The following is a 23,878-nucleotide window of genomic DNA, read 5'->3' as shown; positions in this document are numbered from 1 at the left end:
ATCTCACCATCATCGCTCAGCACGGTCTTACTGGAATAACCGTTACGAGCATTTGAACCGTTCTTACGAGCATTCTTTTCATGTCCGAGATGTTCGGTAAGTTCGACATTGAGAGCCGTTTCAACAGTGAGTTTAGTCAACAATCGGGTGAATTGATTGAGATCGTCTTCTGTTTTGATTCCTTTAGCAAATTCTGCTGCAAGGTCTTTTAGTTTTTGTTCGTTCATCATGTTGCCTGACTCCGTTGTGAATATGAACATAGCAAATTCAGGCAATTACACAATTTAATTTACAGTCTCCGAATTCAGCCCAATTTAAGGTGTTACTAGGTAAGTGCTCGACTTAACTGCGTACATCTGTTGAGGACTGTTACATTTGCATACATCTCATTGAGTTCGCTATCATAATGCCTTGCACTGAGATTATCTCCTAAGTATTTGATACAATGTATCTTTGTTTCAACTAAGTGCGCCGATGATACCCTGTCCATTTTCCATAGGGTCCTACCTGAGAAGAATTGCTTCGTATGATTAACTGTGCGAAGTCATTTATTTCGCTCTAGCGAGCAGCTCTTTGTATCTTTCCATGTGGCATGCGTTTCCATTCTCCCTTACCTAGAAACTTTAAGCCTGTAAAGTCCTTGCGTATATGCAGCCCATCGCTACTTTTTTGGTAGCTGATTGCAATATCAATATACTTTTGTCTTCTACAAAGCATGCTGTAATCTGGCGATGTCCTATTTAATTCGCAAAAATTTAAGCAGACTTATTACCAATCCAGTAAGCACAGGTAAAGACAGACCCAATAAGGATTAAATCATTAAGCAGCATTGGAGAGTGCGTTAGTGAAGGTTTGATTTCATCCTTATTTGCCTTTTGATGGCGCATATTCATGCGTAGCAGGATCGAACCCAATGCAATACTTCCCCGATGAATCAGTGCTCGGTTATATGAAGACCAATAGGATGCAGGATAAATTTTAGGTAGAGGCTTATTTATTTGAAAAAATTATATTGCTGAAACAGCTTTTATAGATAGGCTTGTGAAACACAGACAAATAGTATGAAGTCGCTGATATTATGCGACTCCATACTGATGACAGATCAGTCTTCTAAGACTACTTCTAGTAGCTCCTCACTTGGGGCAAAGTAATATGCGCCATCCATGGCAGTCACAAAGTGCAATAAACGGTCATGGATGCCATCACCTGAAGTACCAAACATACGTTCTAACATGGCATCAATAATGCTCAAATCTTTGGTATAGGCAATAAAGAATAAACCCTGATCGCCCTTGCCATCACCATAAGGTAAAGAGTGGCGCAAAATTTCCATTTCATCGCCTGCATCATCTTCAACGACTGTACGTGAAACGTGCGAATTTTCAGGTTGAACCTCGTCATCCAACTCAATAGATTCAAGTTTGGTACGACCAATCACGTGTTCCTGAGCATCGACTTTGAGCTTTTTCCATTTTTCTAAATCATGGCAATAACGCTGTGCAAAAATAAATGCGCCATCGGCAAACACACCTGCATCTTCACCTAAAAGTGCCACTTCAGCACGATCATCAGGGAATTGCGGGTTTTCAGTACCATCAATAAAGCCTGTCATGTCACGTCCATCAAAATAACGGAAGCAAACACGTTCATCTAAAACCTCAACTTTATCTTGAATACCATCAAAAAAGGCCTGACTTAGTGCGAAACAAATATCTGCACGGGCACTGGCTAGGTGAATAATCACATCGGCAGGCACTACAGGCATATTAAAGGAGCCATGAATCGGCTGTAATTGTTTAAAACCTTCAGGAGATTGGCTATAGAGTTGTGCCCAAAGTTCAGGGCCAAAGGCCACCCCAGTTTTAATTTGTGCATGTGGATGTTGAGTGATTAAACGATCTCGTGTGCTAAAAAGGTCCGCCAATTTTTCTTTTAATTCAGCAATGCTTAAATCTTTTAAACGTAACACTAGAAAGCGAGCATGATCTGAAGGTAGTGGCAATATTACAGATTGGGCAGTCATGTATAGCTCCTGAAAAAATTGTTGTTTTCTATAGGGTTTACTTTATTGTGCCTGATTGCATGCAGGCTTAATACCCTTCTTGGGATTTTATTCAACGGTTTTTGCCATGATATTAAGTGAAATATCATATAATGCGCTATCTTTCATAAAACTGTTTTCTATGTCTTATCAAGTTTGGATAGCATTCATGTTGGCGTGCTGGGTGATTAGTGTTTCCCCTGGTGCAGGTGCAATTGCATCGATGTCGAGTGGTTTGAACTATGGTTTTCGACATGGCTACTGGAATGCCATTGGTTTGCAGTTGGCATTATTGCTGCAAATTGCAATTGTCGCTGCGGGGGCAGGGGTTTTGTTTGCCACTACGCCTTGGGCATTTTTGATTGTGAAATGGTTTGGGGTAGCATATTTATTGTATTTGGCTTATTTGCAGTGGGCAGCACCTACTCAGTCCATTGAAATTCAACATGAATTGACCCGAAAATCTGCTGGAAAACTGGTGATGTACGGCTTTCTGGTCAACATGAGCAATCCAAAAGCGATTGTGTTTTTATTGGCAGTTTTGCCACAGTTTTTAGATTTGTCGAAACCGCAATGGATTCAGTATCTGATTATGGCAGCAACTATGATCAGTATTGATTTGATTGTGATGGCAGGATACACAGGTTTGGCTGCCAAAGTTTTGCGTTTGTTAAGATCGCCTCGGCAGCAAAAAATGATGAATCGTACTTTTGCGACCTTATTTGCGGGTGCTGCATTTTTGTTAAGTTTGGTGCATCAGTGATAAAGTAAGTAATTGAAATAATTGTTATTGATAACTAGAATGGTTATTGGCCAGTTAGGATTGCTACTTACCCATCGCAACTGGTTTTAAAACGAAATTAAGTAGCAATAGTCTGAGCGTTGCGTACCTAACTCATCAAGAGACCCGCAACAGTTTTTTAAGGAGTGATAATATGTCACAACTGAAGAAAGCAAGCTCAGCGGGTTTAATTCTTGGGTTTACTCCAATGTTTGATACATTGGTGGTTTATTTTGATCCGAGTTTGGCATACGTGATGACTTGTTTATTTATAGTCAGTATTTGTGCTGTTCAAAACTAAGCTGACGGCTGCTGAAAGGCAGCTCTTTGAATATTATTACCCAAAAAATTATTTACAAAGATTGATGCTAATGTATTAATCGGAATAATGGTATATATCCAAAAACCATGCAATCGCATGGCATCCATTTAGCTCATTGGCTTAAGCCATCGTTCTGACTTTTTGAATGCTAAAAATCACAGCAAAAATCACTGCCATCGTCATCACAATACTTAAACCTGTCGAAATATTTAAGCCCGCACTTGACCATAAACCTACGCTGACTGCAATTTGCGCCACAATAAATGCCCAAATCACCATTTGTTTAGGCGAGTGTGCCAATAAACGTGCGGTTAAAGCAGGAATCACCAACAATGCGCCCATCAATAAAGAGCCGACTGCACGTAAAGCCAATACCGTAAATAATGCCAACAACAACATAAAAATCAGGCGTTGCCATTGTGCATTCACGCCTTCACTGACCGCAATATCAGGGTCAATTGCAATTTGAATTTGTGTCTGCCAAAATTTATACAGCACCGCTAAAGCAACAATAATCACTAGGGCAAATACAGGTAAATCTGCCCATGAAATGGTGAGTAAATCGCCAAATAAATAGCTCAGCAATTCAGGACGCAAACTTGGAATATGCTGAATAAAGAGCAACCCTGAACAGAGCAAGGTTGCAGAGCAGAGCGCCAATAATGCATCACTTGGCAACCGTGGATCATGTAAAATCCACAAAACACCCACCAATAATAATGCCAAGAATGTCACGCCCATCCACAGAGGCAAACTCAACGCCCCTGCAATCGCCACACCCAATAACGTACCATGTGCCATCGTATCGGCAAAAAAGGACATGCGTCGCCACAGCATTAAACAGCCCAGTGGGGCTGTCAAAAATACCAACAAACTGCCCATGATCCATGCAGGTAACAGCAATTGTAGCCAATCCATCATGGGTTAAGCTTCCGGTTCAGGGTGAATATGAGGACGTGAATCATGCTGACAAGGCTCGGCATGATCTCCATGTGCACAGTGTTCATGGTGATGTTGATAAAACACCCGATTGGTTCCAAAAATAGCTTGATATTCAGGATGTTGTTGTACATTCTCGGGCAAACCGCTGCAGCAAATATGTTTGTTTAAACAGACCACACGGTGCGTACCTTGCATGACCCATTGCAAATCATGCGACACCATCAACACCGCACAGCCATATTTGTGCGGTAAGTTGCGCACATAGTCATACAGTTCAGCTTCGGACTGAATATCCAGTCCTTGCATCGGCTCATCCAGTACCAAAACATCGGGTTGACGCAATAAAGCACGTGCCAGTAAAACCCGCTGTCGCTCACCACCAGACAGTTGTTGTACTTTCGAATCTTGCAGTTTGGCAATCCCAGTATCGCGGATAATTTCTGCTTTAATTGCGTCTGGGCATTTTTCTAAAGCCAGTAAATCTTTCACTCTTAAAGGCAAGCTGTGAGAAGGATTAAACTTTTGCGGTACATAAGAAAAGGTCAGTTTACGAGCATTTACTAGCTTGCCTGCATTCGGTTTGACAATACCAAGCAAGACTTTAATTAAAGTCGATTTTCCTGCGCCATTCGGACCAATGAGTGTGACAATTTCACCTGCATGCAATTCAAAATTGACATTTTTTAAAATATCGCGCTCATCTATTCGCACCTGAATATTGTGCAAGGCGATGAGTGGTGCAGTGGTTATTTGCTGTTGCACTGCTGACATTTTCCAGAAATCTCAATAATACTGTGATGCGGGCTAAAGCGGTCAGAGGCTGCCAATTGATCGAGTTGCTCTAATAAACCTTGCGCTGAAGCTTCTTTAACGACTTTACATTCCGTACAGATCAAAAACGCCGCTTGGTGTCCTTCGCGTGGATGACAACAAGGAATATAGGCATTGATAGAAGTCAAACGGTGAATGAGTCCTTTTTCCAGTAAAAAATCCAAAGTACGGTACACTGTTGGCGGTGCTGCAGGACGATCAGACTMACTTTTAATTTTCGCCAATAAATCATAAGCACCCATTGGTGCAGATGCCTTGAGAATGAGTTCCAGTACTTCTTTACGTAGCGGTGTTAAGCGAGCACCTGCTGCCGCGCATAAACTCTCAGCTTCGACAAGACGTTGATGAACATTGTGATGGTCGTGAACGCCATGTAATGCATTGTGATGCTCGTGCGAACATAAGCTCATAGCCACCCCAGTTGAACTTTAAAAGAAAAACGACAGTAAATCTTAGCATGAAGCGTAATCAGTTTCGATTATACATAGGTATTTTTATAAATTTGTTATACTATAACATTTATCGATTTTTCGTGATATGTTGCAATGTTTCGTTTATTTAGTTTCTGTTTATTGGTGTTGTGCAGTACTATCAGCATGGCGCAGGCTTTGGTGGTGTCTACACATCCTATCTATCTGATTGCCCAAAAAGTCACAAAAAATATCGAAACACCCACGTTATTACTGGCAGATCAAACAGGGCACGATGTATCACTCACGCCTGCACATCGAAAAATCATCCAAGATGCGGGTTTAATTATGTGGTTGGGTAAAGCGCATGAAGCGCCGCTAGAACGTGTATTACATCAAAATCCTAAAGCAATTGCTTTATTAGATACGGGCATTATGAAAACTTTGCCACAGCGTTCAGAACGTGGTTCAGCATTAAAACATACAATAGACAGCCATGTCTGGCTAGACCCAAATAATGCAGTGCGTATCGGTTTTTTTATTGCCGCACTGCGTTCTCAGCAAATGCCTGAACATCGCGATGCATACTGGAATAACGCACGTGCCTTCGCGCAGAGCTTGTTCAAAAGTGCAAGTAAATTTCAGACTCAAACCGCAGCACAGCCATATTGGGCTTATCACGATGCCTATCAATATTTAGAACGTGCCTTAAATTTAGAATTTGCAGGTTCATTGACCAATGATCCGCATATTGCCCCTACGGTTGCTCAAATCAAATATTTGAACGATCACCGTCCAAATCCAAAAATGTGCCTCCTTGCTGAAGGACATGCCAGTAAAAATCAGTATATGAAATTGAATCCAATTGTGTTTCAAAAGGTCGATGAAAGCATGCGCGGCGCAGATGATTTTGTGCAAGCGTGGCAGCAATTAGCCAAGCAAACCAAGGCTTGTGTATTAAATGCACGAAAATGATGCGTTTTTTAAGCAAAATTGAAATATGACAATTCCGAGACTAACATGCAAAAAATCACGACTAAGGTCGGGAAACGATTGCATGTTCAGGGGGCTAACTCTATAATGCCTGCGATAAAAAACGATCATCAGTTGAACTTGTCAAGCATTAATGCTGTGAGTGGATAAAAAAATGAGCCGAACTAGTCGCTTGATTGACCGACGATTAGCTAAAGCTTTGGTCTTCTTWCAAGCATTCATGATTCCAGTTTCAGCCCTGATAGCGTGGGTCTTGAAAGACTCAACGGCTGCCTTAAGCGCTGCACTTGGTGCGAGTGTTTGTTGGTTGGCAAGTTGTTATTTTTCATGGCAGTCGTTTCGAGCAGCAGGTGCACGAGCGTCCAGACAGGTTCTTTCGAACATGTATAGAGGAATGCTCGGTAAGTTTGCAATCGTGATCGTAGGATTCATTTTAATTTTAAGCAATGTACAGCCGTTATCCCCGGTGGCATTGTTTTGTGGTTTTATGCTCGTTCAAAGCATGTCGTGGGTTGCGCCATTTTGGGTGTCACGATTACAAAAACGAGTCTAAACGCAGCAAAAATTGAAAAGTTTTTCAGGAATAGGCGAGATATCAAGCAGCACGCGATGTTCGTTTATTCTATTAGTTTTTTTACATTGACCAGGTGTGATTTATGGCTGCTGAAGAACATGCCCTTACTTCGACCGAGTATATCAAGCATCACTTGACCAATATGACCTATGGCAAAATGCCAGACGGTTCATGGAAGTTGGCTGAGTCTGCTGAAGAAGCTCAACAGATGGGGTTCACTGCTATTCACTTGGATTCAATGGGTTGGTCTATTGGACTTGGTCTGATCTTCTGTTTGTTGTTCTGGATCGTGGCGAAAGCTGCAAATGCGGGCGTACCTAGCAAATTCCAGTCAGCAATTGAAGTGATTATCGAGTTTGTGGATTCTAGTGTACGTGATACCTTCCACGGGAAGTCTCGATTAATTGCACCCCTAGCATTAACTATTTTCGTGTGGATTTTCCTCATGAACTTGATGGACTTAATCCCTGTTGACTTTATTCCTTATGTAGCTCAACAGGCGATTGCTTCTATGCTGGGTGTAGATCCTCATCAGGTTTACTTTAAAATTGTTCCGACTACAGATCCAAACATTACCTTAGGTATGTCTATTTCTGTATTCTTCTTAATTATTTTCTATAGTATTCGTGAAAAAGGAATTGGCGGCTTCGTTGGTGAGTTAGCACTTAACCCATTTAACCCAAGTAATCCAGTTGCTAAAGTACTTTTAATTCCATTCAACTTATTGTTGGAATTGACTACTTTCTTGGCGCGACCAGTTTCATTGGCTCTACGACTATTCGGTAACATGTATGCGGGTGAGTTAATCTTCATTCTTATCGCGTTATTACCGTTCTGGATCCAGTGGGCATTGTCTGTGCCTTGGGCGATTTTCCACATTTTGATTATTACGCTACAAGCATTCATTTTCATGATGTTGACAATCGTGTACATGAGTATGGCAAGCGAAAAGCATTAATGGTACTGCCTAACTGTCAACCGATGGTTGGGCACACAATTTTTTAACTTAATTTGGTATAAAACCTAACCTCTGAGGAATTATCATGGAACTCACTTTAGGTCTAGTTGCAATTGCATCTGCTATCTTGATCGCTTTCGGTGCTTTAGGTACTGCGATTGGTTTTGGTCTTTTAGGCGGTCGCTTCCTTGAAGCTGTTGCTCGTCAACCAGAATTGGCTCCACAACTTCAAACTCGTATGTTCTTAATCGCGGGTCTTCTTGATGCTGTGCCTATGATCGGTGTTGGTATTGGCTTGTTCTTCATCTTCGCTAATCCATTTGTAGGTTAATCAGCTTAATTCCGAAATTCACTATTTGAGGAATTTGCAATGAATATCAACCTCACATTGTTTGGCCAAGCGATTGCATTTGCGATTTTCGTCGCATTCTGCATGAAGTTTGTATGGCCACCACTAATCAATGCGATTAGTGAGCGTCAGCGTCGTATTGCTGACGGCTTAAATGCAGCTGAAAAAGCCAAAGCTGACCTTGCCGATGCGCAAGCTCAAGTGAAAGCTGAATTAGATGCAGCTAAAGCACAAGCGGCTCAATTGATCGAACAAGCGAATCGTCGTGCAGCACAATTGGTAGAAGAAGCGCGTACCCAAGCATCTGCTGAAGGTGAGCGTATCCGTCAACAAGCGAAAGAAGCTGTTGATACAGAAATCAATTCTGCTCGCGAAGAATTACGTCAACAAGTAGCTGCGCTTGCAGTAACTGGTGCAGAGAAAATTCTTAGCCAGCAAGTTGACGCAGAAGCTCACAATGCCATGCTGACTCAGCTGGCTGCTAAACTTTAAGAGAGAGGCAGATTATGGCTGAACTCTTGACGTTGGCACGCCCATACGCTAAAGCAGCATTTGCTTACGCTTCTGAGCAAGGTGCAACTGACACTTGGTCAACAGCACTTAACTTGCTCAGTGCTGCGGTGCAAGACGAAGCATTTTCAGCTTACTTAAATCGCCCTGAGCTTACGCCTGCTGAGCAGGTGAGTATTTTTGCCAAAGTTTTAGGTGAAGACCAAACTGCAGCAGTGTCAAACTTTTTGACATTGCTTGCTGAAAATAACCGTTTGGCTTTACTTCCTGAAATTCAAGCAGAATACGAACAGCTCAAATCACAGAATAACAATACTGTGGATGTTGTGATTGAATCGGCATTCCCATTGACTTCTGTACAAGAACAAATTCTTGCTCAAGCGTTAGAAAAACGTTTCGCTGCAGCAGTAAATGTTTCTGTAGAAGTGAACCCAGCGTTAATTGCGGGTGTAGTTATTCGTGCAGGCGACCAAGTGATAGATGATTCTGCGCTTAACAAGCTTGAAAAAATGCGGACACGTCTTTTAGCTTAATTGCGAAGACTGAACTAATAAAAGATTGAGGTATAGCGCAATGCAACAACTGAATCCATCCGAGATCAGTGCGCTCATTAAACAGCGTATCGGCGATCTGGACACCAGCGCGACCGCTAAAAACGAAGGTACCATTGTTATGGTATCCGACGGTATTGTGCGCATTCACGGCCTTGCTGATGCAATGTACGGTGAAATGATCGAATTCGACGGCGGCTTATTTGGTATGGCACTGAACCTAGAACAGGATTCAGTGGGCGTCGTTGTTTTAGGTAACTACTTAAGCCTTCAAGAAGGTCAAAAAGCTCGTTGTACAGGTCGTGTATTAGAAGTTCCGGTTGGTCCTGAACTTCTTGGCCGTGTCGTAGACGCTTTGGGTAACCCGATTGATGGTAAAGGCCCTATTGATGCAAAACTTTCTGATGCTGTTGAAAAAGTAGCACCAGGCGTAATTTGGCGTCAATCAGTGGATCAACCTGTACAAACTGGTTATAAATCAGTAGATACAATGATCCCAGTAGGCCGTGGTCAACGTGAGTTGATCATTGGTGACCGTCAGACTGGTAAAACAGCTATGGCGATCGACRCGATCATCGCTCAGAAAAACTCTGGCATTAAATGTATCTACGTTGCAGTTGGTCAAAAACAATCAACTATCGCAAACGTAGTACGTAAGCTAGAAGAAACTGGGGCTATGGCGTATACAACTGTTGTAGCAGCAGCCGCAGCTGATCCAGCAGCAATGCTGTTCTTGGCTCCATACTCTGGCTGTACAATGGGTGAATACTTCCGTGACCGCGGTGAAGACGCTCTGATCATCTATGATGACTTGTCTAAACAAGCTGTTGCTTACCGTCAAATTTCATTGCTTCTTCGTCGTCCACCAGGTCGTGAAGCTTATCCAGGTGACGTATTCTATCTACATTCACGTCTACTTGAACGTGCTTCTCGTGTATCTGCTGACTACGTTGAGAAATTCACTAACGGTGAAGTTAAAGGCCAAACTGGTTCATTAACTGCATTGCCAATTATTGAAACTCAAGCAGGTGACGTATCTGCATTCGTACCAACCAACGTAATTTCGATTACTGACGGTCAGATCTTCCTTGAAACATCATTGTTCAACGCGGGTATTCGTCCTGCTGTGAACGCGGGTATCTCTGTATCTCGTGTTGGTGGTTCTGCGCAGACTAAAGTCATCAAGAAATTGTCTGGTGGTATCCGTACTGCACTTGCACAGTACCGTGAATTGGCAGCGTTTGCTCAGTTCGCTTCTGACCTTGACGAAGCAACTCGTAAACAGCTTGAACACGGTCAACGCGTAACTGAGTTGATGAAGCAAAAACAATATGCTCCATACTCAATCGCTGACCAAGCTGTATCAGTTTATGCATCTAACGAAGGCTACATGGCTGACGTAGAAGTGAAAAAAATCGTAGACTTTGACGCTGCGTTAATTGCTTACTTCCGTTCAGAACACGCTGCGTTAATGCAAAAAATTGACGAGACTGGTGCTTGGGATAAAGATATCGAAGCTGAATTCAAAGCTGGTATTGAAAAATTCAAAGCGACTCAAACTTACTAATTTAGCAACTTGCTAGATTGGTGTTGGTTTGGTTCACGGAATCAACCTTCGGAAGCCTGAAAGGGCTTTCGAATACTAGGTTAAGCGTAYGGCAAATTTAAAAGAAATTCGCGCCAAAGTAGCTAGTATCAAAAGCACGCAGAAAATTACTCGCGCGATGCAGATGGTAGCAGCTTCTAAGATGCGTCGTGCGCAAGAGCGCATGGCTCAAGGCCGTCCGTATGCCGAAAATATGCACCGTGTAATTGCTCATTTGGTACAAGCGAATCCTGAATATAAACACCGTTATATGGTTGAACGTCCTGTTAAGCGCGTTGGCTATATCATTGTGTCTTCAGATCGTGGCCTTGCTGGTGGTTTGAACATTAACCTGTTCAAGAAAGTGGTAAAACACGTTCAACAGCAACAAGAGCAGTCAATTGAAGTTCAATTTGCTTTGATTGGTCAAAAAGCGGTTTCGTTTTTTAAAAACTACGGCGGTAAAGTGCTTGGTGCGACCACTCAAGTGGGCGACACTCCAAGTCTTGAACAGTTAGCTGGTTCTGTACAAGTGATGTTGGATGCTTATGATAAAGGCGAGTTAGATCGTATTTATCTAGTGTCAAACGGCTTTGTCAATGCCATGACTCAAAATCAAAAAATCGAACAACTTGTACCTTTAGCAGCTGCTGAAGAAAACAAGACTCTTAACCGTCAATACGGTTGGGATTATATCTATGAACCAGAAGCTGAAGAGCTGTTAAATGGTTTGTTGGTTCGTTACATCGAGTCTATGGTTTATCAAGGTGTGATTGAAAACATCGCATGTGAACAGTCTGCGCGTATGGTTGCAATGAAAGCTGCAACAGATAATGCAGGTGAACTGATCAAGAGCCTACAACTTATTTATAACAAGCTGCGTCAAGCCGCGATTACTCAGGAAATTTCTGAAATCGTTGGTGGTGCCGCTGCCGTTTAACATTATTAGTTTGAATTGAGGAGACAGCAATGAGTGGCGGTCGTATCATTCAGATCATCGGCGCGGTTATCGACGTCGAGTTTGAACGCAACAGCGTTCCTAAGATCTATGACGCTCTCCAAGTTGACGGTACTGAAACTACATTAGAAGTTCAGCAACAACTTGGTGATGGCGTAGTTCGTACTATTGCAATGGGTTCTACTGAAGGCCTTAAGCGTGGTTTGAACGTAACTAACACTAACGCGCCAATCTCTGTACCAGTAGGTACAGCGACTCTTGGTCGTATCATGGACGTTCTTGGTCGCCCTATCGACGAAGCTGGTCCAGTTGCTACTGAAGAGCGTTTACCAATTCACCGTCAAGCGCCTTCTTATGCAGAACAAGCGGCTTCTACTGACCTTTTAGAAACTGGTATTAAAGTCATTGACTTACTTTGCCCGTTCGCGAAAGGTGGTAAAGTTGGTCTGTTCGGTGGTGCGGGTGTTGGTAAAACCGTAAACATGATGGAGTTGATCAACAACATCGCTAAAGCGCACTCAGGTTTATCTGTATTCGCTGGTGTTGGTGAGCGTACTCGTGAAGGTAACGACTTCTATCACGAAATGAAAGACTCTAACGTTCTAGACAAAGTAGCAATGGTCTACGGTCAGATGAACGAGCCACCAGGTAACCGTCTACGTGTAGCGTTGACTGGTCTGACTATGGCTGAGTACTTCCGTGATCAAAAAGATGAGAACGGTAAAGGTCGTGACGTATTATTGTTCGTAGACAACATCTACCGTTATACACTAGCAGGTACTGAAGTATCAGCACTTCTAGGTCGTATGCCATCTGCAGTAGGTTATCAGCCTACACTTGCAGAAGAGATGGGTGTTCTTCAAGAACGTATTACTTCAACTAAGTCTGGTTCGATTACATCTATTCAAGCTGTATATGTACCTGCTGATGACTTGACTGACCCATCACCTGCTACAACGTTCGCGCACTTAGACGCAACTGTAGTATTGAGCCGTGACATTGCATCTCAAGGTATTTACCCTGCGATCGATCCACTAGACTCAACTTCACGTCAGTTAGATCCATTAGTTGTTGGTACTGAGCATTACGAAATTGCTCGTTCAGTTCAAAACGTTCTTCAACGTTATAAAGAATTGAAAGACATTATCGCAATTCTTGGTATGGACGAATTGTCAGAAGAAGACAAACTTACTGTATACCGTGCACGTAAGATCCAACGTTTCTTCTCTCAACCGTTCCACGTAGCTGAAGTATTTACTGGCGCGCCTGGTAAACTTGTACCGCTTAAAGATACAATTCGTGGCTTTAAAGGTCTTCTAGCTGGTGAATACGATCATATCCCAGAACAAGCGTTCTATATGGTTGGTGGTATTGACGAAGTGATTGCTAAAGCCGAGAAACTTTAATTAGCAGCTCTAATTTAGGAGATTCTCATGGCGACTATGCAATGTGATGTTGTAAGTGTAAAAGAGTCTTTGTACTCGGGCACTGTGACTATGCTAATTGCAAAAGGTGCTGGCGGTGAACTCGGTATTATGCCGGGTCACGCACCACTGGTAACTTTGCTTCAGCCGGGTGCAATCCGCGTTCTGCTGGAAAATGGTACAGAAGAATTAATCTATGTATCTGGTGGCGTTCTAGAAGTTCAACCGCATGTTGTTACGATTCTTGCAGATACTGCAGTTCGTGCAGAAAACTTAGATGAAGCGGCAATTATTGAAGCGCGTAAACACGCTGAACAATTGTTGGCAAATCAAAAGAGCGATTTGGACTCTGCTGCTGCTTTGGCTGCTTTGGCAGAAACAGCTGCACAGTTGGAAACCATCCGCAAAATCAAAAACCGCGCAATGTAATTGCTGGTTTAAGATTGAAAGAAGCCACTCGAAAGAGTGGCTTTTTTTATGTTGTTTGGAATTGAAGCCTTATATTTGCTTAAGATGCTGTATTGGTGGTTTCAGTTGGCTGATTCGACTCACCTTGTAAAATCATCCCCGCCAGTTTTAGCATTTCAGCTTGAATATTTCCCATTTGCTGTTCCAGTTTTTTAAAGTCCACCTTGCTTAAATCGACTTGTCCATTTAAAAATGGCGAAGCCAAAACTTGCTGATTAGCCGTCAATAAATTTTGACGGATGGTATCAATTTCCTGTGTTTTTAAGTCTAGGCTGCTTAGTGTTTGATTAAAGCCTTGTAATTGCTGCTGTAATTCAATCGCTGCAATCTGTAATTGTTGTGGATCTTGTGCATCTACAGCGGTTTGCAACTCAGACTTGGTTTGATTCAGTTGTTCGACATATTGACCAGCTTTGAGCTGTAGATCAGCAACATCGCGCACAATGTAGAACATATTGCCACTGCTTAATGGGGTATTGGTTGTGTTTGCAGTGCTATTAGATTTTGTGCTGGAATCATCTTGGTCTGTTGTTTGTGTTTGCGGCATGTTCATTTGATCACAGGCGCTGAGTAGCAAGGCAGAACTCAATAGCATAAACGGAACTAGTGTCTTCGAAGATACATTTTTCATATTCATTTGATTTTGGTAGTCTATAAAAATGAATATAAAACGAAAATATGAATAAAAAACAGATTGTTGCAAACCGATAACAAATCTTAATTTTTGTCTAAATCAAAAATAGTGAATTTTAAATAAATGGCTATGTATTAAACATCTTTTATAAATGACAAATGATTATAAGTCATGCGTCGAATTGACATGGATAGTCCCTTCTCTTGCGCCATATATGGCTCAGGATGAGGAATATATTCCGCAAGAGGATAAGGGGGCTGAATTATTATGGACTTAAAGACTATATGAACTGTATTCACATACTGAATGAAAAAATCATTTAGCCAGTTCAGCCTCAATTGCTTCTACAATGCGTGGGTCATCTGCAGTTAAATCTGGGGCAAAACGCGCTACAACTTCACCTTGTTTATTCACCAAAAACTTTTCAAAGTTCCACAATACTTCAGGTGGTTCATTTGGGGTTAAGCCGTAATCAACCAAATCTTTCCACCATAGGCCTTCACCAATACGTTCAGGAATTGCTTGCGTTAAAGCCGTGTAGAGAGGATGTTTTTCTGCACCCACGACTGGAATTTTAGCAAACAATGGAAAACTCACCTGATAATTCAGTGAGCAAAATTCCTGAATTTCTGTATCGCTGCCCGGTTCTTGTGCCAAGAAATCATTCGATGGAAAGGCTAAAATTTCTAAGCCTTGTGCCTGTTTTGCTGCGTAGAGTTGCTGTAAGCCTTCGTATTGCGGGGTTAAGCCACATTTTGATGCCACGTTCACGATCAACAACACTTTTCCTGCATATTGATTTAATGTGGTTTCCGTACCCTGATTGGTTTTTACTGCAATGTCATAAACTGAAGTGCGCATAGTTGCTTCCTAGAATCTGTATTTTACCGCTACTGTTGTAACTGTAATTTTTGGGTACAGCAAGTTTTATAGCAAAGAAATTTACGACACTGATGGAATCCCGCATAGCCGTGATATTGCGCAGAAAAATGTAATTCGTATCTGCATTTTATTTTATTGATGGATAAATCGAGCGAAAAGTGCCATAAATAGACACTGGGTTTTTAGCACTTTGCATCACAAGTCAGTTATAGAAAAGGGTTTCACAGCAGGTATGCTGTTTGGTACAACAAGGATGATGAATACATGATACGGTCAGATAAAGGCGTATTTTGGGCAATTTTATTGCCATTGATTGCGGTATTGATTTGGTCTTTAAATATTGCAGTAACGAGGTATGTGGCGGAGTATATTTCACCCGTCAGTATCAGTTTTTATCGCTGGTTGATTGCTTTTCTGATTTTAACCCCGTGGATATTGCCCAAAGTTTGGCAGCAGCGTGAGTTGATTCGTCCACATTTGAAACAGTTGGCAGTGCTTAGTGCTTTTGGTTTGGTGCTGTATCAAGGTCTAAGCTATACCGCAGCCAATTACACCACTGCAACCAATATGGGCATTATTAATGCGTTTATTCCCATGTTTACGGTTTTGGTTTCATTGCTGATCTTAAAAGACATTCCGACACGATTTGCGGTTTTGGGCTGCATTATTTCATTTTCGGGTTTGTTGTATGTGATTGCACAAGGAGATTTGCGTCAACTCATTCAGCTGACAGGACATGCGGGCGATATGCTCATGGTTTTGGCGGTATTTTTTTACGCCTTTTATGGGGTGTTTTTAAAGAAATGGAATTTAAAATTGCCGCTCATGCTGAGTCTTTATGTGCAAATTATATTCGCCTTACTTTACCATCTGCCATTTATTTTGTGGTTCGGCTTGGATCATTTAAATAGCCAAAATGGTTTAAGTGTGCTGTATGCAGGTATATTTCCTTCAATTATTGCACCTTTGGTATGGATGTTGGCCGTTCAATATTTAGGGCCAAATCGCACCAGTATTTTTATGAATTTGATGCCTGTTTTCACGGCTATCATTGCATATTTTTGGTTGGCAGAAGTGTGGGGGAGTTATCACAGTATCGGTGGATTGATTATTTTAACGGGTATTGTGTTGGCACAAATGAAAGCACGCGTACACATTCAAGCAAAAAGTTGAGTTTAATTGGTGTTTTTTTGATCACATAAAGGTGTATTTAAAATGCCTTTTATTCAAAATTTATACAGTATTGAGTGTTATGAATTATGACAGTTTTTTTAATTTTTCTAAAATAATTGTAAAAATAGTAAGATAATTTAAATTGTTAAGAAAAAAAGATGAATCTTTCATTGAATATTTGTCTTGGATTAATAGGAAAAATCTATTTGTATAGTCGACTAAATTACTCCATAATTCACGTACTGAAAATGATCCACTGTATTCAATAATCAGTGAAATATCATTTGCAGCAAGATTTTCAAACCCTCTGGATGTGCTTTTATACACATCCTTTTTATGCTCAACCATCCCTATATGGTTGAGCTTTTTTTTATCTAAAATTTGTCTAAAGCTAGGCGCGAATCACTGCCCCACTCTCTGCATCTAAAATACGGCTAGGTTGCTGGCTTAAACCCAAATCACCATTTAAGTAGTGCAATTGTTGATGGAAATATTGCGTTGTCTCTTGCAAAGAGCGTGCAGGGGCAAGTCCCGCAGGATTGGCACTGGTCGATACAATAAAGCCATCAAAGGCATGGCATAACGCGATACATAAAGGATGATTGGTTACGCGCACCGCKACTTTGGGGTGTTGACCTGTAATCCACTCTGGAATTGCGGCTGTGCTGGGTAATAGCCAGGTGGTTGCTCGATCTGTGGGATAAGTATTCGTCCATGACGCAATTACGCGATCTCGCATTTCGGGGTTTAAATCCTGCAGCAAATGCTCTACTTGTGACAGATGTCCTGCCAGTAAAATCACACCTTTTTCAATCGGACGCTGTTTCAGACGCAAAATTTCCAAAAATGCCTGTTGATTATATGGATCACATCCCAATCCCCAAACCGCCTCTGTAGGATAGGCCAGTACCTGTCCTTGTTGTAGACATGCAGCGGCTTCGGTGACAGAAGTTGTAATCATGGGAGTTTTACCTAAACAGAAACGTGAAATAGGCGCTTATTGTGAACCTTATTTGAGTGGACGACAACGCAGATATAAACCTGATTGTTGTAAACAGAAGCCCATGAGTTCCAGTTCCATTAATGCGCTGGTGAGTGTGGCAATATCTAAATTCAGTTGCTGTGCCAAGTGATCGATGCTTTGTCCGACCCAATCCAGTTGTTGATACAGTGCCAATAAATGCTCGGGAATATGCGGTGTACTTGTATCTGCTGTTTTTGTTGTGGTGGTTTGAAGTATTGCTTCAGTCGGTGGTGTAGATAATTTTGCTTTTGTTGAAGCTGCTGTAGTCTGATTTTGGCTTGATGCTATTTGGTTTTGTTGATATTGCCATTGGGTGGGTAGGGCTAAATCTTCAATCACTTGTTCAGGATGATCCACTAAAATTGCACCTTCACGAATCAATTGGTGGCAACCTTGATGAAATTCACTGTAAATATGTCCTGGAATGGCAAAAATTAATTTGCCTTGCTCTGCTGCCAGTTTCGCGGTAATCAGCGAGCCACTATTTAAACTGGCTTCAGCAACAATCACGCCTAAACTTAGTCCACTGACAATACGGTTACGTCGTGGAAAATGTTGCTGTAAGGGCTTAGTCTGTGGTAAAAACTCCGTAATCACGGCACCACCAGATTCTACAATTTTTTGGCGCAGGCTGTGATGTGCATTTGGATAAGTGCTGTCCAAACCTGTGCCCATGACTGCAATGGTACGTTGATGTTGCAAAGCACCTTGATGTGCGGCTTCATCAATACCTTGTGCCAAACCACTATTGATAAAGAACCCTTGTTCACCTAAATAATAAGCAAAATCATAAGCCACTTGCCGACCATGCGGGCTGGCTTTGCGACTGCCGACAATCGCAATTTGCGCTTGCAACAAAGCCTGTGCATTGCCTTGCCCAAATAAAATGGGTGGCTTGTTGGAATAGGGTCGTAACTGATTGGGATAGTCCGCATCGTCCAAAGTTAGAATAAAATCGCACTGCTGTTGCAGTTGATTCAGACATTGTTCAAAGGCGAGTTGCCCTGTTGGGCTGAGATATTCTTTGGCGCGTTGTAGATGGTTGGCATGAATGCGCACATCTGACCATGTGAGGAGGTGTTCGGGCTGCACTGCGGCAGCCACGGAACCATAATGTTGTACGAGTTTGGAAAAACTAGACAGTGAATGTTGAACCAAATACCACAACAAAATGTAGTTGATTTGCTGTGGGCTGAATGAATTCAACATCACCATCTTAAACCGTTTTAGTCGTCCATTCGTGGTGCTTGTAAGCTCGCACCGACTTTAATTGGTAATTCACTGTCTAAAACATAGGCATAGCTAATGTGGTCAAAGCTCTTGAAGACCATGATATTGCCAATACGTTCGCCTGGAAGCTGAACACGTTCTTTGGTTTTCGGGTCGGTGACCACTTCGCCTTTTTGCGCTACGCTAAACACATGACCAGATTGCACGCCATGTAATGTACCGCGATCAATTGCCACAACACTGTGTTTTGCTGCAGTACCAATCGAACCCATCACACGTAGCACCTGACCACCTGTGCTGACATTTTCAGCATGCGTTGGGTAGAACAAGGTTGGCAGCATTGGGTCATAAATTGGTAAGACGCGATCACCACGACGCACTTCGGCATTGTAGGTATCGGTCAATTCAAGTGTGGTGATGTCATTTTCACCACGTACTGCAATACCTGCAGCAACTTGAGTGAGTTCAATCCCTGCATTGAATTTTTGACCATTGGCATCGGTCAGCATGTACGGTTCGCCTTCACGATATACACCGTAGCGTTGACCTACTTCCAGACCTGCACCACGCGCATACACACTTTGACCTTTAGCGGCTAAAACACGTTGATCAGAAGTACCCAAAATATACGGTGTACCTTGTAACGCATCTGCGGCAATAATGCTGCTGCGCTCTAACCAGTGTTTGATATAGTCAAGTGGAATCACAGGAATGGTATTATTTAAAGATTCCACGCGAATTTGCGGCTGTAAATTGGTGCTCTTGCCTGCATAACGACGGATAATACCTTCACAGCCATCGCCTTCATCTTTACCAATAATTGGACGACCTTCATAGGTACACATTAATAAACGGTCACCCGGGAAAATCCAGTGAGGATTTTTTACGTGACGGTTACTTGCCCAAATTTCAGGCCAACGTAATGGATTGTTCAGGAATTTTTTGGAAATATCCCATAAGGTATCGCCTTTTTTTACCACATACACATTTGGTGCGCTGGCTTTTAAGGCAGGCGGATTGATGTTTCGTGCAGGTGCTGCTTCAGCCACACTGATCGCACCAAGTCCCACTGTGAGACATACCGCGAGTGCTAAAACTTGCTTTTTAAACCCCAAGACACGAAAAGAGGATGTGTCTGTCAAAACCTTTTTCATTATCATAATTCCTAAAATTATGTATGTAGTTGCGTTATAATAACGATCTTACACACATTTTTTTGATGAAGCATTCCTTCATTCGGTTTTTTGATCAATGGCATAAGTGAGGATGTCCCATGGCCTTATTACCTATTTTAAGTTTCCCGGATCCCCGTCTGCGTACCATTGCAAAACCAGTCGAAGAAGTCACCGACGAGATTCGTCAGCTTGCAGCAGATATGTTTGAAACGATGTATGCCGCACCCGGAATTGGTCTGGCTGCAACGCAGGTCGATCATCATATTCAGCTGATAGTCATGGATTTATCTGAAAATAAAGATCAACCCATGGTCTTCATTAACCCCAAAGTTACCCCATTGACTGAAGAGACCCAACCGTATGAAGAAGGGTGTTTGTCAGTGCCTCAAATATACGACAAAGTTGAGCGTCCGTCACGCGTAAAAATTGAAGCGATTAACCTTGAGGGTCAATCCTTTACGCTAGAAGCGGATGAACTTCTCGCTGTTTGTATTCAACATGAAATGGATCACTTAAATGGCAAATTATTTGTCGATTATTTATCGCCGCTCAAACGTCAGCGCGCCCGTGAAAAAGTCGAAAAAATAGTGCGTCAGCGCCAGAAAGAAAAAGTCGCGGTTAAGCGTTAAAACGTAGACCAATCAAGAAGGCTTGAGGCACAAGTTTAGACCAAAGCCCAAAAATCGGCCCAATTTCGATTAGGCTTTGTTATACTTGTGCCATACAAATTCAGGATAGATCGTTCGTTGTTGCGTAGTGGTTTACTGCTTTCATTTATTGCAGTTTTTTTACAGATTGCTGTATTTTTACAGCCTTTGCTGCCTGAGCAATATCAAGTTGCGCCAGTCTGTGAAACCATCACGCGTGCACTTTTATTGCCACACAAAACAATGGCTGCTGTGGATCATGATGTGCATAGCTCACATCTACATGCAGATCAACAACAAGTTACGACACAAAATGAACATCATCATCACGATGCTTCACATCAATGTCAGTACTGTACGGTATATGGCAATTTAGTCCTACCACCTGAATTAGAGCTGAAAGAAGTGCTTGATCGTATTCAAGTGCGTCTTTTGGCTTTCCAAAAACGTTTTCAACACGTTTGGTTTGCACTTCAGCAACTCTTTTTACTTCCGCAGGGACGTGCTCCACCTCACTTTGCATAAATTCAATGTTTTTCGGGTCTGCTTTGACCCTAACTGTATTTATGTTTTGAAGTGAGAAATAAAATGGCTCAGCCTAAATTTTTATTACAGCCCATTGCGGCTGCAGTTTGTGTTGCCTGCTATTCAGCAAGTGCGTTTGCCGATCAAAGTATGCTGTCTGCGAATACGCATAGTCTTGCGCCTATTGTTGCAACCGCACAACAGGGCAATGATGCCAATGGTTTGGTGGTTCATGCTAATCCAAAACAACCCATTCAGCCGATTCCAGCCACAGATGGTGCAGATTATTTACAAAGTATTGTCGGTTTTAGTGCAGTGAACAGTGGTGCAGGTACCAATGGTGATGTGACCTTCCGTGGCATGTTTGGTTCACGTATTAAAATTTTAACCGATGGTTCTGAAAACTTGGGCGCATGTCCTAGCCGTATGGATTCGCCAACCTCTTATATTTCACCAGAAAGTTTTGATGAAATTACCGTGATTAAAGGCCCGCAAACTGTGCAATATGCCAACACGGGTTCGGCAGCAACGGTATTGTTTGAGCGTAAGCCTGAACAATTTGGTAAAGGTCAAAACTATCGTGGGCAAGCCAGTGTTTTGATGGGTTCATTTGGTCGTTTGGATCATAATATTGAAGCAGCCGCGGGCGATGCGCAGAAATATATTCGTTTAAATGCTAACCGTTCTGTGGCTGATAGCTATAAAGATGGCAATGGTACAACTGTTCCTTCGGATTGGGAGCGTTGGAATGCCGATGTCGCTTTAGGTTGGACACCCGATGAAAATACTTGGCTTGAGCTGACAGGTGGTCGTGGTGATGCCGAAGTGGTTTATGCAGGCCGCATGATGGACGGTTCTGAATTTGATCGCGAAAGTTTGGGTTTACGTGTAGAAAAGAAAAACATCACCGATGTGATTAAGAAAATTGAAGCACAGGTGAACTATAGCTTTAATGATCACGTGATGGACAATTATAGTCTGCGTAAAGTGGGAATGGCAGAACACCACATGACTAAAGAGCTGGTAGAAGCTAAATCTGCCATGAATGTGACTCGCCGTACTTTAAATGCCCGAATGGCCGTCACTCATGAATGGGACAAGTTGCAGTTTATTACCGGTGTGGATAGCCAGAATAATAAACATGGCAAAGGGATGTATTCTGCAACCATGCCAGGTATGAACTCACCTGTTAAAACAGATATGGAGTTTCAGTCTTATGGTGGTTTTGGTGAGTTGAGCTATCAACTCAACGATCATAATAAGTTGGTTACAGGTGTGCGTGTTGATCAGGTCGAAGTAGACGCAGTACAAACGGCTCAACAACGTAAAGAAACCTTACCAAGCGGTTTTATCCGTTTGGAAAATCAACATCCGCACCATGATGCCAAAACGTATGTCGGTTTGGGTTATGTAGAGCGTATGCCGGATTATTGGGAATTGTTTAGCCCTGTTAAAGGTAATGGTAGTGACAATACCTTTAAGAGTATTGATACTGAAAAAACACTTCAGCTTGATTTGGGTTATCAACATGAACATGGCGCATTCAGTTCTTGGGCATCGGCTTATGCAGGTTTGGTTCAAGATTTTATCTTGACCAAGTACAATGAAAACAATAAAGCTGAAACGCGAAATGTAGATGCCACCATTGCAGGTACAGAAGTTGGTATAGGTTATCAATTTACTGATGCCTTACAGGCAGATGTGAGTGCTATGTATGCGTGGGGTGAAAACACCACAAACAATACGCCGTTACCACAAATTTCTCCTTTGGAAGGGCGTTTAAACCTGCGCTATGTTCAGGATAAATATACTTTAGGCGCATTATTACGTGTGGTGGATGGTCAAAGTCGTATCAGTGAACGTGAAGGTAATATCGTGGGCTATGATGTGAAAGAGAGTAGTGGTTTTGGTATATTATCTTTAAACGGCAGCTATAACCTAAGTAAAGGTGTTGATGTGTCTGTGGGTGTTGATAACGTACTAGATAAAACTTATAGCGAGCATTTAAACAAAATGGGTAATGCAGGTTTGGGTTTTGCTGCGAATGAGCAATTTAACAATATTGGTCGTAACTACTGGGCGCGTATTAGTATGAAGTTCTAATTTGAACTTTATTTAAACCAAAAGCAGGGTTTCGGCTCTGCTTTTTGCTTTTTATAAGAATAATTATATATAAAACATTGAGTTATATTTGAGGTTTGTGTTTTAAAAAATTAAGTAGATTTTTCTTAAAATAAATTTATAAGATAAAACAGTTAGTTATATGTTTTTGGGTTTATAAAATAAACACCCGATATATTTCTTATGAAAAAAGTGTTGCTTGTTAAAATAATTGTCCTATAATGCACATCCATCGGCGGTGATGTTGATAAAAACTTGTTGATAAACAAGGATTTAGCTAAAATGGTTAAGTTCTGGTTTAAGTGGTGAGTTTGGAGATAAAATCAACATTGCATGTTGACTTTCTAAAAATAGAGAGTAATATAGCCGACCTAGCTTGATGCTGACGAAGCATCAAGAAGATCATTAAGAGATTATGAAGAACAACTTGTGTGGATTTTTACTGATTGATTAATCGAAATATTATCATTAATTGATTGGTTTAAATTACTCGAAGTTTATTTGAGCGAAATTTAAGTCAGAAAATTGATGAGCCAAGTTTAAGAGTTTTACTTATAAAACTCGAAATGATTTTAACTGAAGAGTTTGATCATGGCTCAGATTGAACGCTGGCGGCAGGCTTAACACATGCAAGTCGAGCGGGCGAGGTTGCTTCGGTAACTGAGCTAGCGGCGGACGGGTGAGTAAAGCTTAGGAATCTGCCTATTAGTGGGGGACAACATTCCGAAAGGGATGCTAATACCGCATACGTCCTACGGGAGAAAGCAGGG

At 41.9% G+C, this 23,878-nt stretch carries 25 protein-coding genes, 1 rRNA gene and 2 pseudogenes; 17 read left to right on the top strand and 11 right to left on the bottom strand.

Annotation, left to right across the window (positions count from 1 at the left end; all coding sequences use genetic code 11):
* The 3 genes and pseudogenes from BJN41_RS12285 to BJN41_RS12275 form a co-directional block, all read right to left on the bottom strand.
* A partial coding sequence (locus BJN41_RS12285) for a transposase (RefSeq protein WP_141730407.1) occupies positions 1-227 on the bottom strand: 227 nt, incomplete at its 3' end.
* A 98-nt stretch (positions 228-325) separates the two neighbouring features.
* Positions 326-998 (bottom strand): annotated as a pseudogene (locus BJN41_RS12280) (transposase).
* A 104-nt stretch (positions 999-1,102) separates the two neighbouring features.
* Entirely contained in the window at positions 1,103-2,023 is a 921-nt protein-coding gene (locus tag BJN41_RS12275) for a Dyp-type peroxidase (RefSeq protein WP_070155525.1), read from the bottom strand.
* A 160-nt stretch (positions 2,024-2,183) separates the two neighbouring features.
* Between BJN41_RS12275 and BJN41_RS12270 the strand changes: the two genes are divergently transcribed.
* Positions 2,184-2,804, top strand: coding sequence for a LysE family transporter (locus BJN41_RS12270; RefSeq protein WP_070155524.1), 621 nt, complete (start codon positions 2,184-2,186; stop codon positions 2,802-2,804).
* A gap of 172 nt (positions 2,805-2,976) precedes the next feature.
* Positions 2,977-3,123, top strand: a complete 147-nt coding sequence (locus BJN41_RS15560) for a hypothetical protein (protein ID WP_019837164.1) — start codon at positions 2,977-2,979, stop codon at positions 3,121-3,123.
* A gap of 141 nt (positions 3,124-3,264) precedes the next feature.
* Here BJN41_RS15560 and znuB read toward each other — a convergent pair whose 3' ends face one another.
* Genes znuB through BJN41_RS12255 form a run of 3 tightly spaced genes read right to left on the bottom strand, consistent with a single transcriptional unit; the run spans position 3,265 to position 5,327 of the window.
* The gene (znuB, locus tag BJN41_RS12265; protein WP_070155522.1) at positions 3,265-4,065 is read right to left on the bottom strand and encodes a zinc ABC transporter permease subunit ZnuB; all 801 of its coding nucleotides are present in this window, start codon (positions 4,063-4,065) and stop codon (positions 3,265-3,267) included.
* Positions 4,066-4,068: 3 nt separating this feature from the next.
* Positions 4,069-4,857, bottom strand: a complete 789-nt coding sequence (znuC, locus tag BJN41_RS12260; RefSeq protein ID WP_070155520.1) for a zinc ABC transporter ATP-binding protein ZnuC — start codon at positions 4,855-4,857, stop codon at positions 4,069-4,071.
* Positions 4,833-5,327, bottom strand: a complete 495-nt coding sequence (locus tag BJN41_RS12255; protein ID WP_070155518.1) for a transcriptional repressor — start codon at positions 5,325-5,327, stop codon at positions 4,833-4,835. The genes znuC and BJN41_RS12255 overlap by 25 nt, the downstream gene beginning before the upstream one ends.
* A gap of 135 nt (positions 5,328-5,462) precedes the next feature.
* Between BJN41_RS12255 and BJN41_RS12250 the strand changes: the two genes are divergently transcribed.
* The 10 genes and pseudogenes from BJN41_RS12250 (at position 5,463) to BJN41_RS12205 (ending at position 13,658) form a co-directional block, all read left to right on the top strand.
* Positions 5,463-6,302, top strand: coding sequence for a metal ABC transporter solute-binding protein, Zn/Mn family (locus BJN41_RS12250; protein WP_070155516.1), 840 nt, complete (start codon positions 5,463-5,465; stop codon positions 6,300-6,302).
* Between the two features lie 172 nt (positions 6,303-6,474).
* The gene (locus BJN41_RS12245) at positions 6,475-6,873 is read left to right on the top strand and encodes an ATP synthase subunit I (protein ID WP_070155514.1); all 399 of its coding nucleotides are present in this window, start codon (positions 6,475-6,477) and stop codon (positions 6,871-6,873) included.
* Between the two features lie 103 nt (positions 6,874-6,976).
* A complete protein-coding gene (atpB, locus tag BJN41_RS12240) occupies positions 6,977-7,852 on the top strand; it encodes a F0F1 ATP synthase subunit A (RefSeq protein WP_019837170.1) in 876 nt (291 codons plus the stop codon).
* 85 nt (positions 7,853-7,937) lie between these two features.
* Entirely contained in the window at positions 7,938-8,183 is a 246-nt protein-coding gene (atpE, locus tag BJN41_RS12235) for a F0F1 ATP synthase subunit C (RefSeq protein WP_000424060.1), read from the top strand.
* 39 nt (positions 8,184-8,222) lie between these two features.
* A complete protein-coding gene (locus BJN41_RS12230) occupies positions 8,223-8,693 on the top strand; it encodes a F0F1 ATP synthase subunit B (protein ID WP_004970142.1) in 471 nt (156 codons plus the stop codon).
* A 14-nt stretch (positions 8,694-8,707) separates the two neighbouring features.
* Positions 8,708-9,244: a F0F1 ATP synthase subunit delta gene (locus tag BJN41_RS12225; RefSeq protein WP_019837171.1), complete on the top strand. Its 537-nt coding sequence runs from the start codon at positions 8,708-8,710 to the stop codon at positions 9,242-9,244.
* Positions 9,245-9,284: 40 nt separating this feature from the next.
* Entirely contained in the window at positions 9,285-10,829 is a 1,545-nt protein-coding gene (gene atpA, locus BJN41_RS12220) for a F0F1 ATP synthase subunit alpha (RefSeq protein ID WP_070155512.1), read from the top strand.
* 91 nt (positions 10,830-10,920) lie between these two features.
* A pseudogene (atpG, locus tag BJN41_RS12215) lies at positions 10,921-11,787 on the top strand (F0F1 ATP synthase subunit gamma); the annotation flags it as partial.
* Between the two features lie 29 nt (positions 11,788-11,816).
* Entirely contained in the window at positions 11,817-13,211 is a 1,395-nt protein-coding gene (gene atpD, locus BJN41_RS12210; RefSeq protein ID WP_004970134.1) for a F0F1 ATP synthase subunit beta, read from the top strand.
* A gap of 27 nt (positions 13,212-13,238) precedes the next feature.
* Positions 13,239-13,658 carry a F0F1 ATP synthase subunit epsilon gene (locus BJN41_RS12205; protein WP_019837174.1) on the top strand — a complete coding sequence of 140 codons (420 nt, stop codon included), beginning with the start codon at positions 13,239-13,241 and terminating at the stop codon, positions 13,656-13,658.
* Between the two features lie 79 nt (positions 13,659-13,737).
* Here the strand turns inward: BJN41_RS12205 and BJN41_RS12200 are convergent, their stop codons facing one another.
* Both BJN41_RS12200 and BJN41_RS12195 read right to left on the bottom strand, forming a co-directional pair.
* Positions 13,738-14,328, bottom strand: coding sequence for a hypothetical protein (locus tag BJN41_RS12200; protein WP_026438115.1), 591 nt, complete (start codon positions 14,326-14,328; stop codon positions 13,738-13,740).
* Positions 14,329-14,646: 318 nt separating this feature from the next.
* Positions 14,647-15,192: a glutathione peroxidase gene (locus tag BJN41_RS12195; protein ID WP_070155509.1), complete on the bottom strand. Its 546-nt coding sequence runs from the start codon at positions 15,190-15,192 to the stop codon at positions 14,647-14,649.
* 285 nt (positions 15,193-15,477) lie between these two features.
* On the opposite strand from BJN41_RS12195, the gene BJN41_RS12190 reads away from it, so the two are divergent.
* A complete protein-coding gene (locus BJN41_RS12190; RefSeq protein WP_070155507.1) occupies positions 15,478-16,386 on the top strand; it encodes a DMT family transporter in 909 nt (302 codons plus the stop codon).
* 391 nt (positions 16,387-16,777) lie between these two features.
* Here BJN41_RS12190 and BJN41_RS12185 read toward each other — a convergent pair whose 3' ends face one another.
* From BJN41_RS12185 to BJN41_RS12175, 3 genes are read right to left on the bottom strand one after another with little or no spacing between them, the layout of a single operon-like run.
* The gene (locus BJN41_RS12185; protein ID WP_070155505.1) at positions 16,778-17,347 is read right to left on the bottom strand and encodes an L-threonylcarbamoyladenylate synthase; all 570 of its coding nucleotides are present in this window, start codon (positions 17,345-17,347) and stop codon (positions 16,778-16,780) included.
* A 48-nt stretch (positions 17,348-17,395) separates the two neighbouring features.
* Positions 17,396-18,619, bottom strand: coding sequence for a DNA-processing protein DprA (dprA, locus tag BJN41_RS12180; RefSeq protein WP_070155528.1), 1,224 nt, complete (start codon positions 18,617-18,619; stop codon positions 17,396-17,398).
* A gap of 17 nt (positions 18,620-18,636) precedes the next feature.
* The gene (locus BJN41_RS12175) at positions 18,637-19,794 is read right to left on the bottom strand and encodes a LysM peptidoglycan-binding domain-containing protein (RefSeq protein ID WP_070155503.1); all 1,158 of its coding nucleotides are present in this window, start codon (positions 19,792-19,794) and stop codon (positions 18,637-18,639) included.
* A 119-nt stretch (positions 19,795-19,913) separates the two neighbouring features.
* Between BJN41_RS12175 and def the strand changes: the two genes are divergently transcribed.
* From def to BJN41_RS12155, 4 genes are all read left to right on the top strand, one after another.
* Positions 19,914-20,444 (top strand): peptide deformylase, encoded by a 531-nt coding sequence (gene def, locus BJN41_RS12170; RefSeq protein ID WP_019837182.1) that lies wholly within the window; start codon positions 19,914-19,916, stop codon positions 20,442-20,444.
* 120 nt (positions 20,445-20,564) lie between these two features.
* Entirely contained in the window at positions 20,565-20,987 is a 423-nt protein-coding gene (locus BJN41_RS12165; RefSeq protein ID WP_070155527.1) for a DUF2946 family protein, read from the top strand.
* 63 nt (positions 20,988-21,050) lie between these two features.
* Complete coding sequence (locus BJN41_RS12160) at positions 21,051-23,090, top strand: TonB-dependent copper receptor (RefSeq protein ID WP_070155501.1); 2,040 nt, start codon at positions 21,051-21,053, stop codon at positions 23,088-23,090.
* A 591-nt stretch (positions 23,091-23,681) separates the two neighbouring features.
* Positions 23,682-23,878: ribosomal RNA gene (locus tag BJN41_RS12155) — 16S ribosomal RNA — on the top strand; the annotation flags it as partial.

The sequence above is a fragment of the Acinetobacter towneri genome, from assembly GCF_001758345.1.
Classification (GTDB): Bacteria; Pseudomonadota; Gammaproteobacteria; order Pseudomonadales; family Moraxellaceae; genus Acinetobacter; species Acinetobacter towneri_A.
This window is presented reverse-complemented; position numbering and strand designations above follow the sequence as displayed.

Excerpts from the sequence above, each read along its gene's own strand:
- BJN41_RS12275 (WP_070155525.1), bottom strand. The coding sequence starts at position 2,023 with ATGACTGCCCAATCTGTAATATTGCCACTACCTTCAGATCATGCTCGC.
- BJN41_RS12270 (WP_070155524.1), top strand. The coding sequence starts at position 2,184 with ATGTCTTATCAAGTTTGGATAGCATTCATGTTGGCGTGCTGGGTGATT.
- BJN41_RS15560 (WP_019837164.1), top strand. The coding sequence starts at position 2,977 with ATGTCACAACTGAAGAAAGCAAGCTCAGCGGGTTTAATTCTTGGGTTT.
- znuB (WP_070155522.1), bottom strand. The coding sequence starts at position 4,065 with ATGATGGATTGGCTACAATTGCTGTTACCTGCATGGATCATGGGCAGT.
- znuC (WP_070155520.1), bottom strand. The coding sequence starts at position 4,857 with ATGTCAGCAGTGCAACAGCAAATAACCACTGCACCACTCATCGCCTTG.
- BJN41_RS12250 (WP_070155516.1), top strand. The coding sequence starts at position 5,463 with ATGTTTCGTTTATTTAGTTTCTGTTTATTGGTGTTGTGCAGTACTATC.
- atpB (WP_019837170.1), top strand. The coding sequence starts at position 6,977 with ATGGCTGCTGAAGAACATGCCCTTACTTCGACCGAGTATATCAAGCAT.
- atpE (WP_000424060.1), top strand. The coding sequence starts at position 7,938 with ATGGAACTCACTTTAGGTCTAGTTGCAATTGCATCTGCTATCTTGATC.
- BJN41_RS12230 (WP_004970142.1), top strand. The coding sequence starts at position 8,223 with ATGAATATCAACCTCACATTGTTTGGCCAAGCGATTGCATTTGCGATT.
- BJN41_RS12225 (WP_019837171.1), top strand. The coding sequence starts at position 8,708 with ATGGCTGAACTCTTGACGTTGGCACGCCCATACGCTAAAGCAGCATTT.
- atpD (WP_004970134.1), top strand. The coding sequence starts at position 11,817 with ATGAGTGGCGGTCGTATCATTCAGATCATCGGCGCGGTTATCGACGTC.
- BJN41_RS12205 (WP_019837174.1), top strand. The coding sequence starts at position 13,239 with ATGGCGACTATGCAATGTGATGTTGTAAGTGTAAAAGAGTCTTTGTAC.
- BJN41_RS12200 (WP_026438115.1), bottom strand. The coding sequence starts at position 14,328 with ATGAAAAATGTATCTTCGAAGACACTAGTTCCGTTTATGCTATTGAGT.
- BJN41_RS12195 (WP_070155509.1), bottom strand. The coding sequence starts at position 15,192 with ATGCGCACTTCAGTTTATGACATTGCAGTAAAAACCAATCAGGGTACG.
- BJN41_RS12190 (WP_070155507.1), top strand. The coding sequence starts at position 15,478 with ATGATACGGTCAGATAAAGGCGTATTTTGGGCAATTTTATTGCCATTG.
- dprA (WP_070155528.1), bottom strand. The coding sequence starts at position 18,619 with ATGTTGAATTCATTCAGCCCACAGCAAATCAACTACATTTTGTTGTGG.
- BJN41_RS12175 (WP_070155503.1), bottom strand. The coding sequence starts at position 19,794 with ATGAAAAAGGTTTTGACAGACACATCCTCTTTTCGTGTCTTGGGGTTT.
- def (WP_019837182.1), top strand. The coding sequence starts at position 19,914 with ATGGCCTTATTACCTATTTTAAGTTTCCCGGATCCCCGTCTGCGTACC.
- BJN41_RS12160 (WP_070155501.1), top strand. The coding sequence starts at position 21,051 with ATGGCTCAGCCTAAATTTTTATTACAGCCCATTGCGGCTGCAGTTTGT.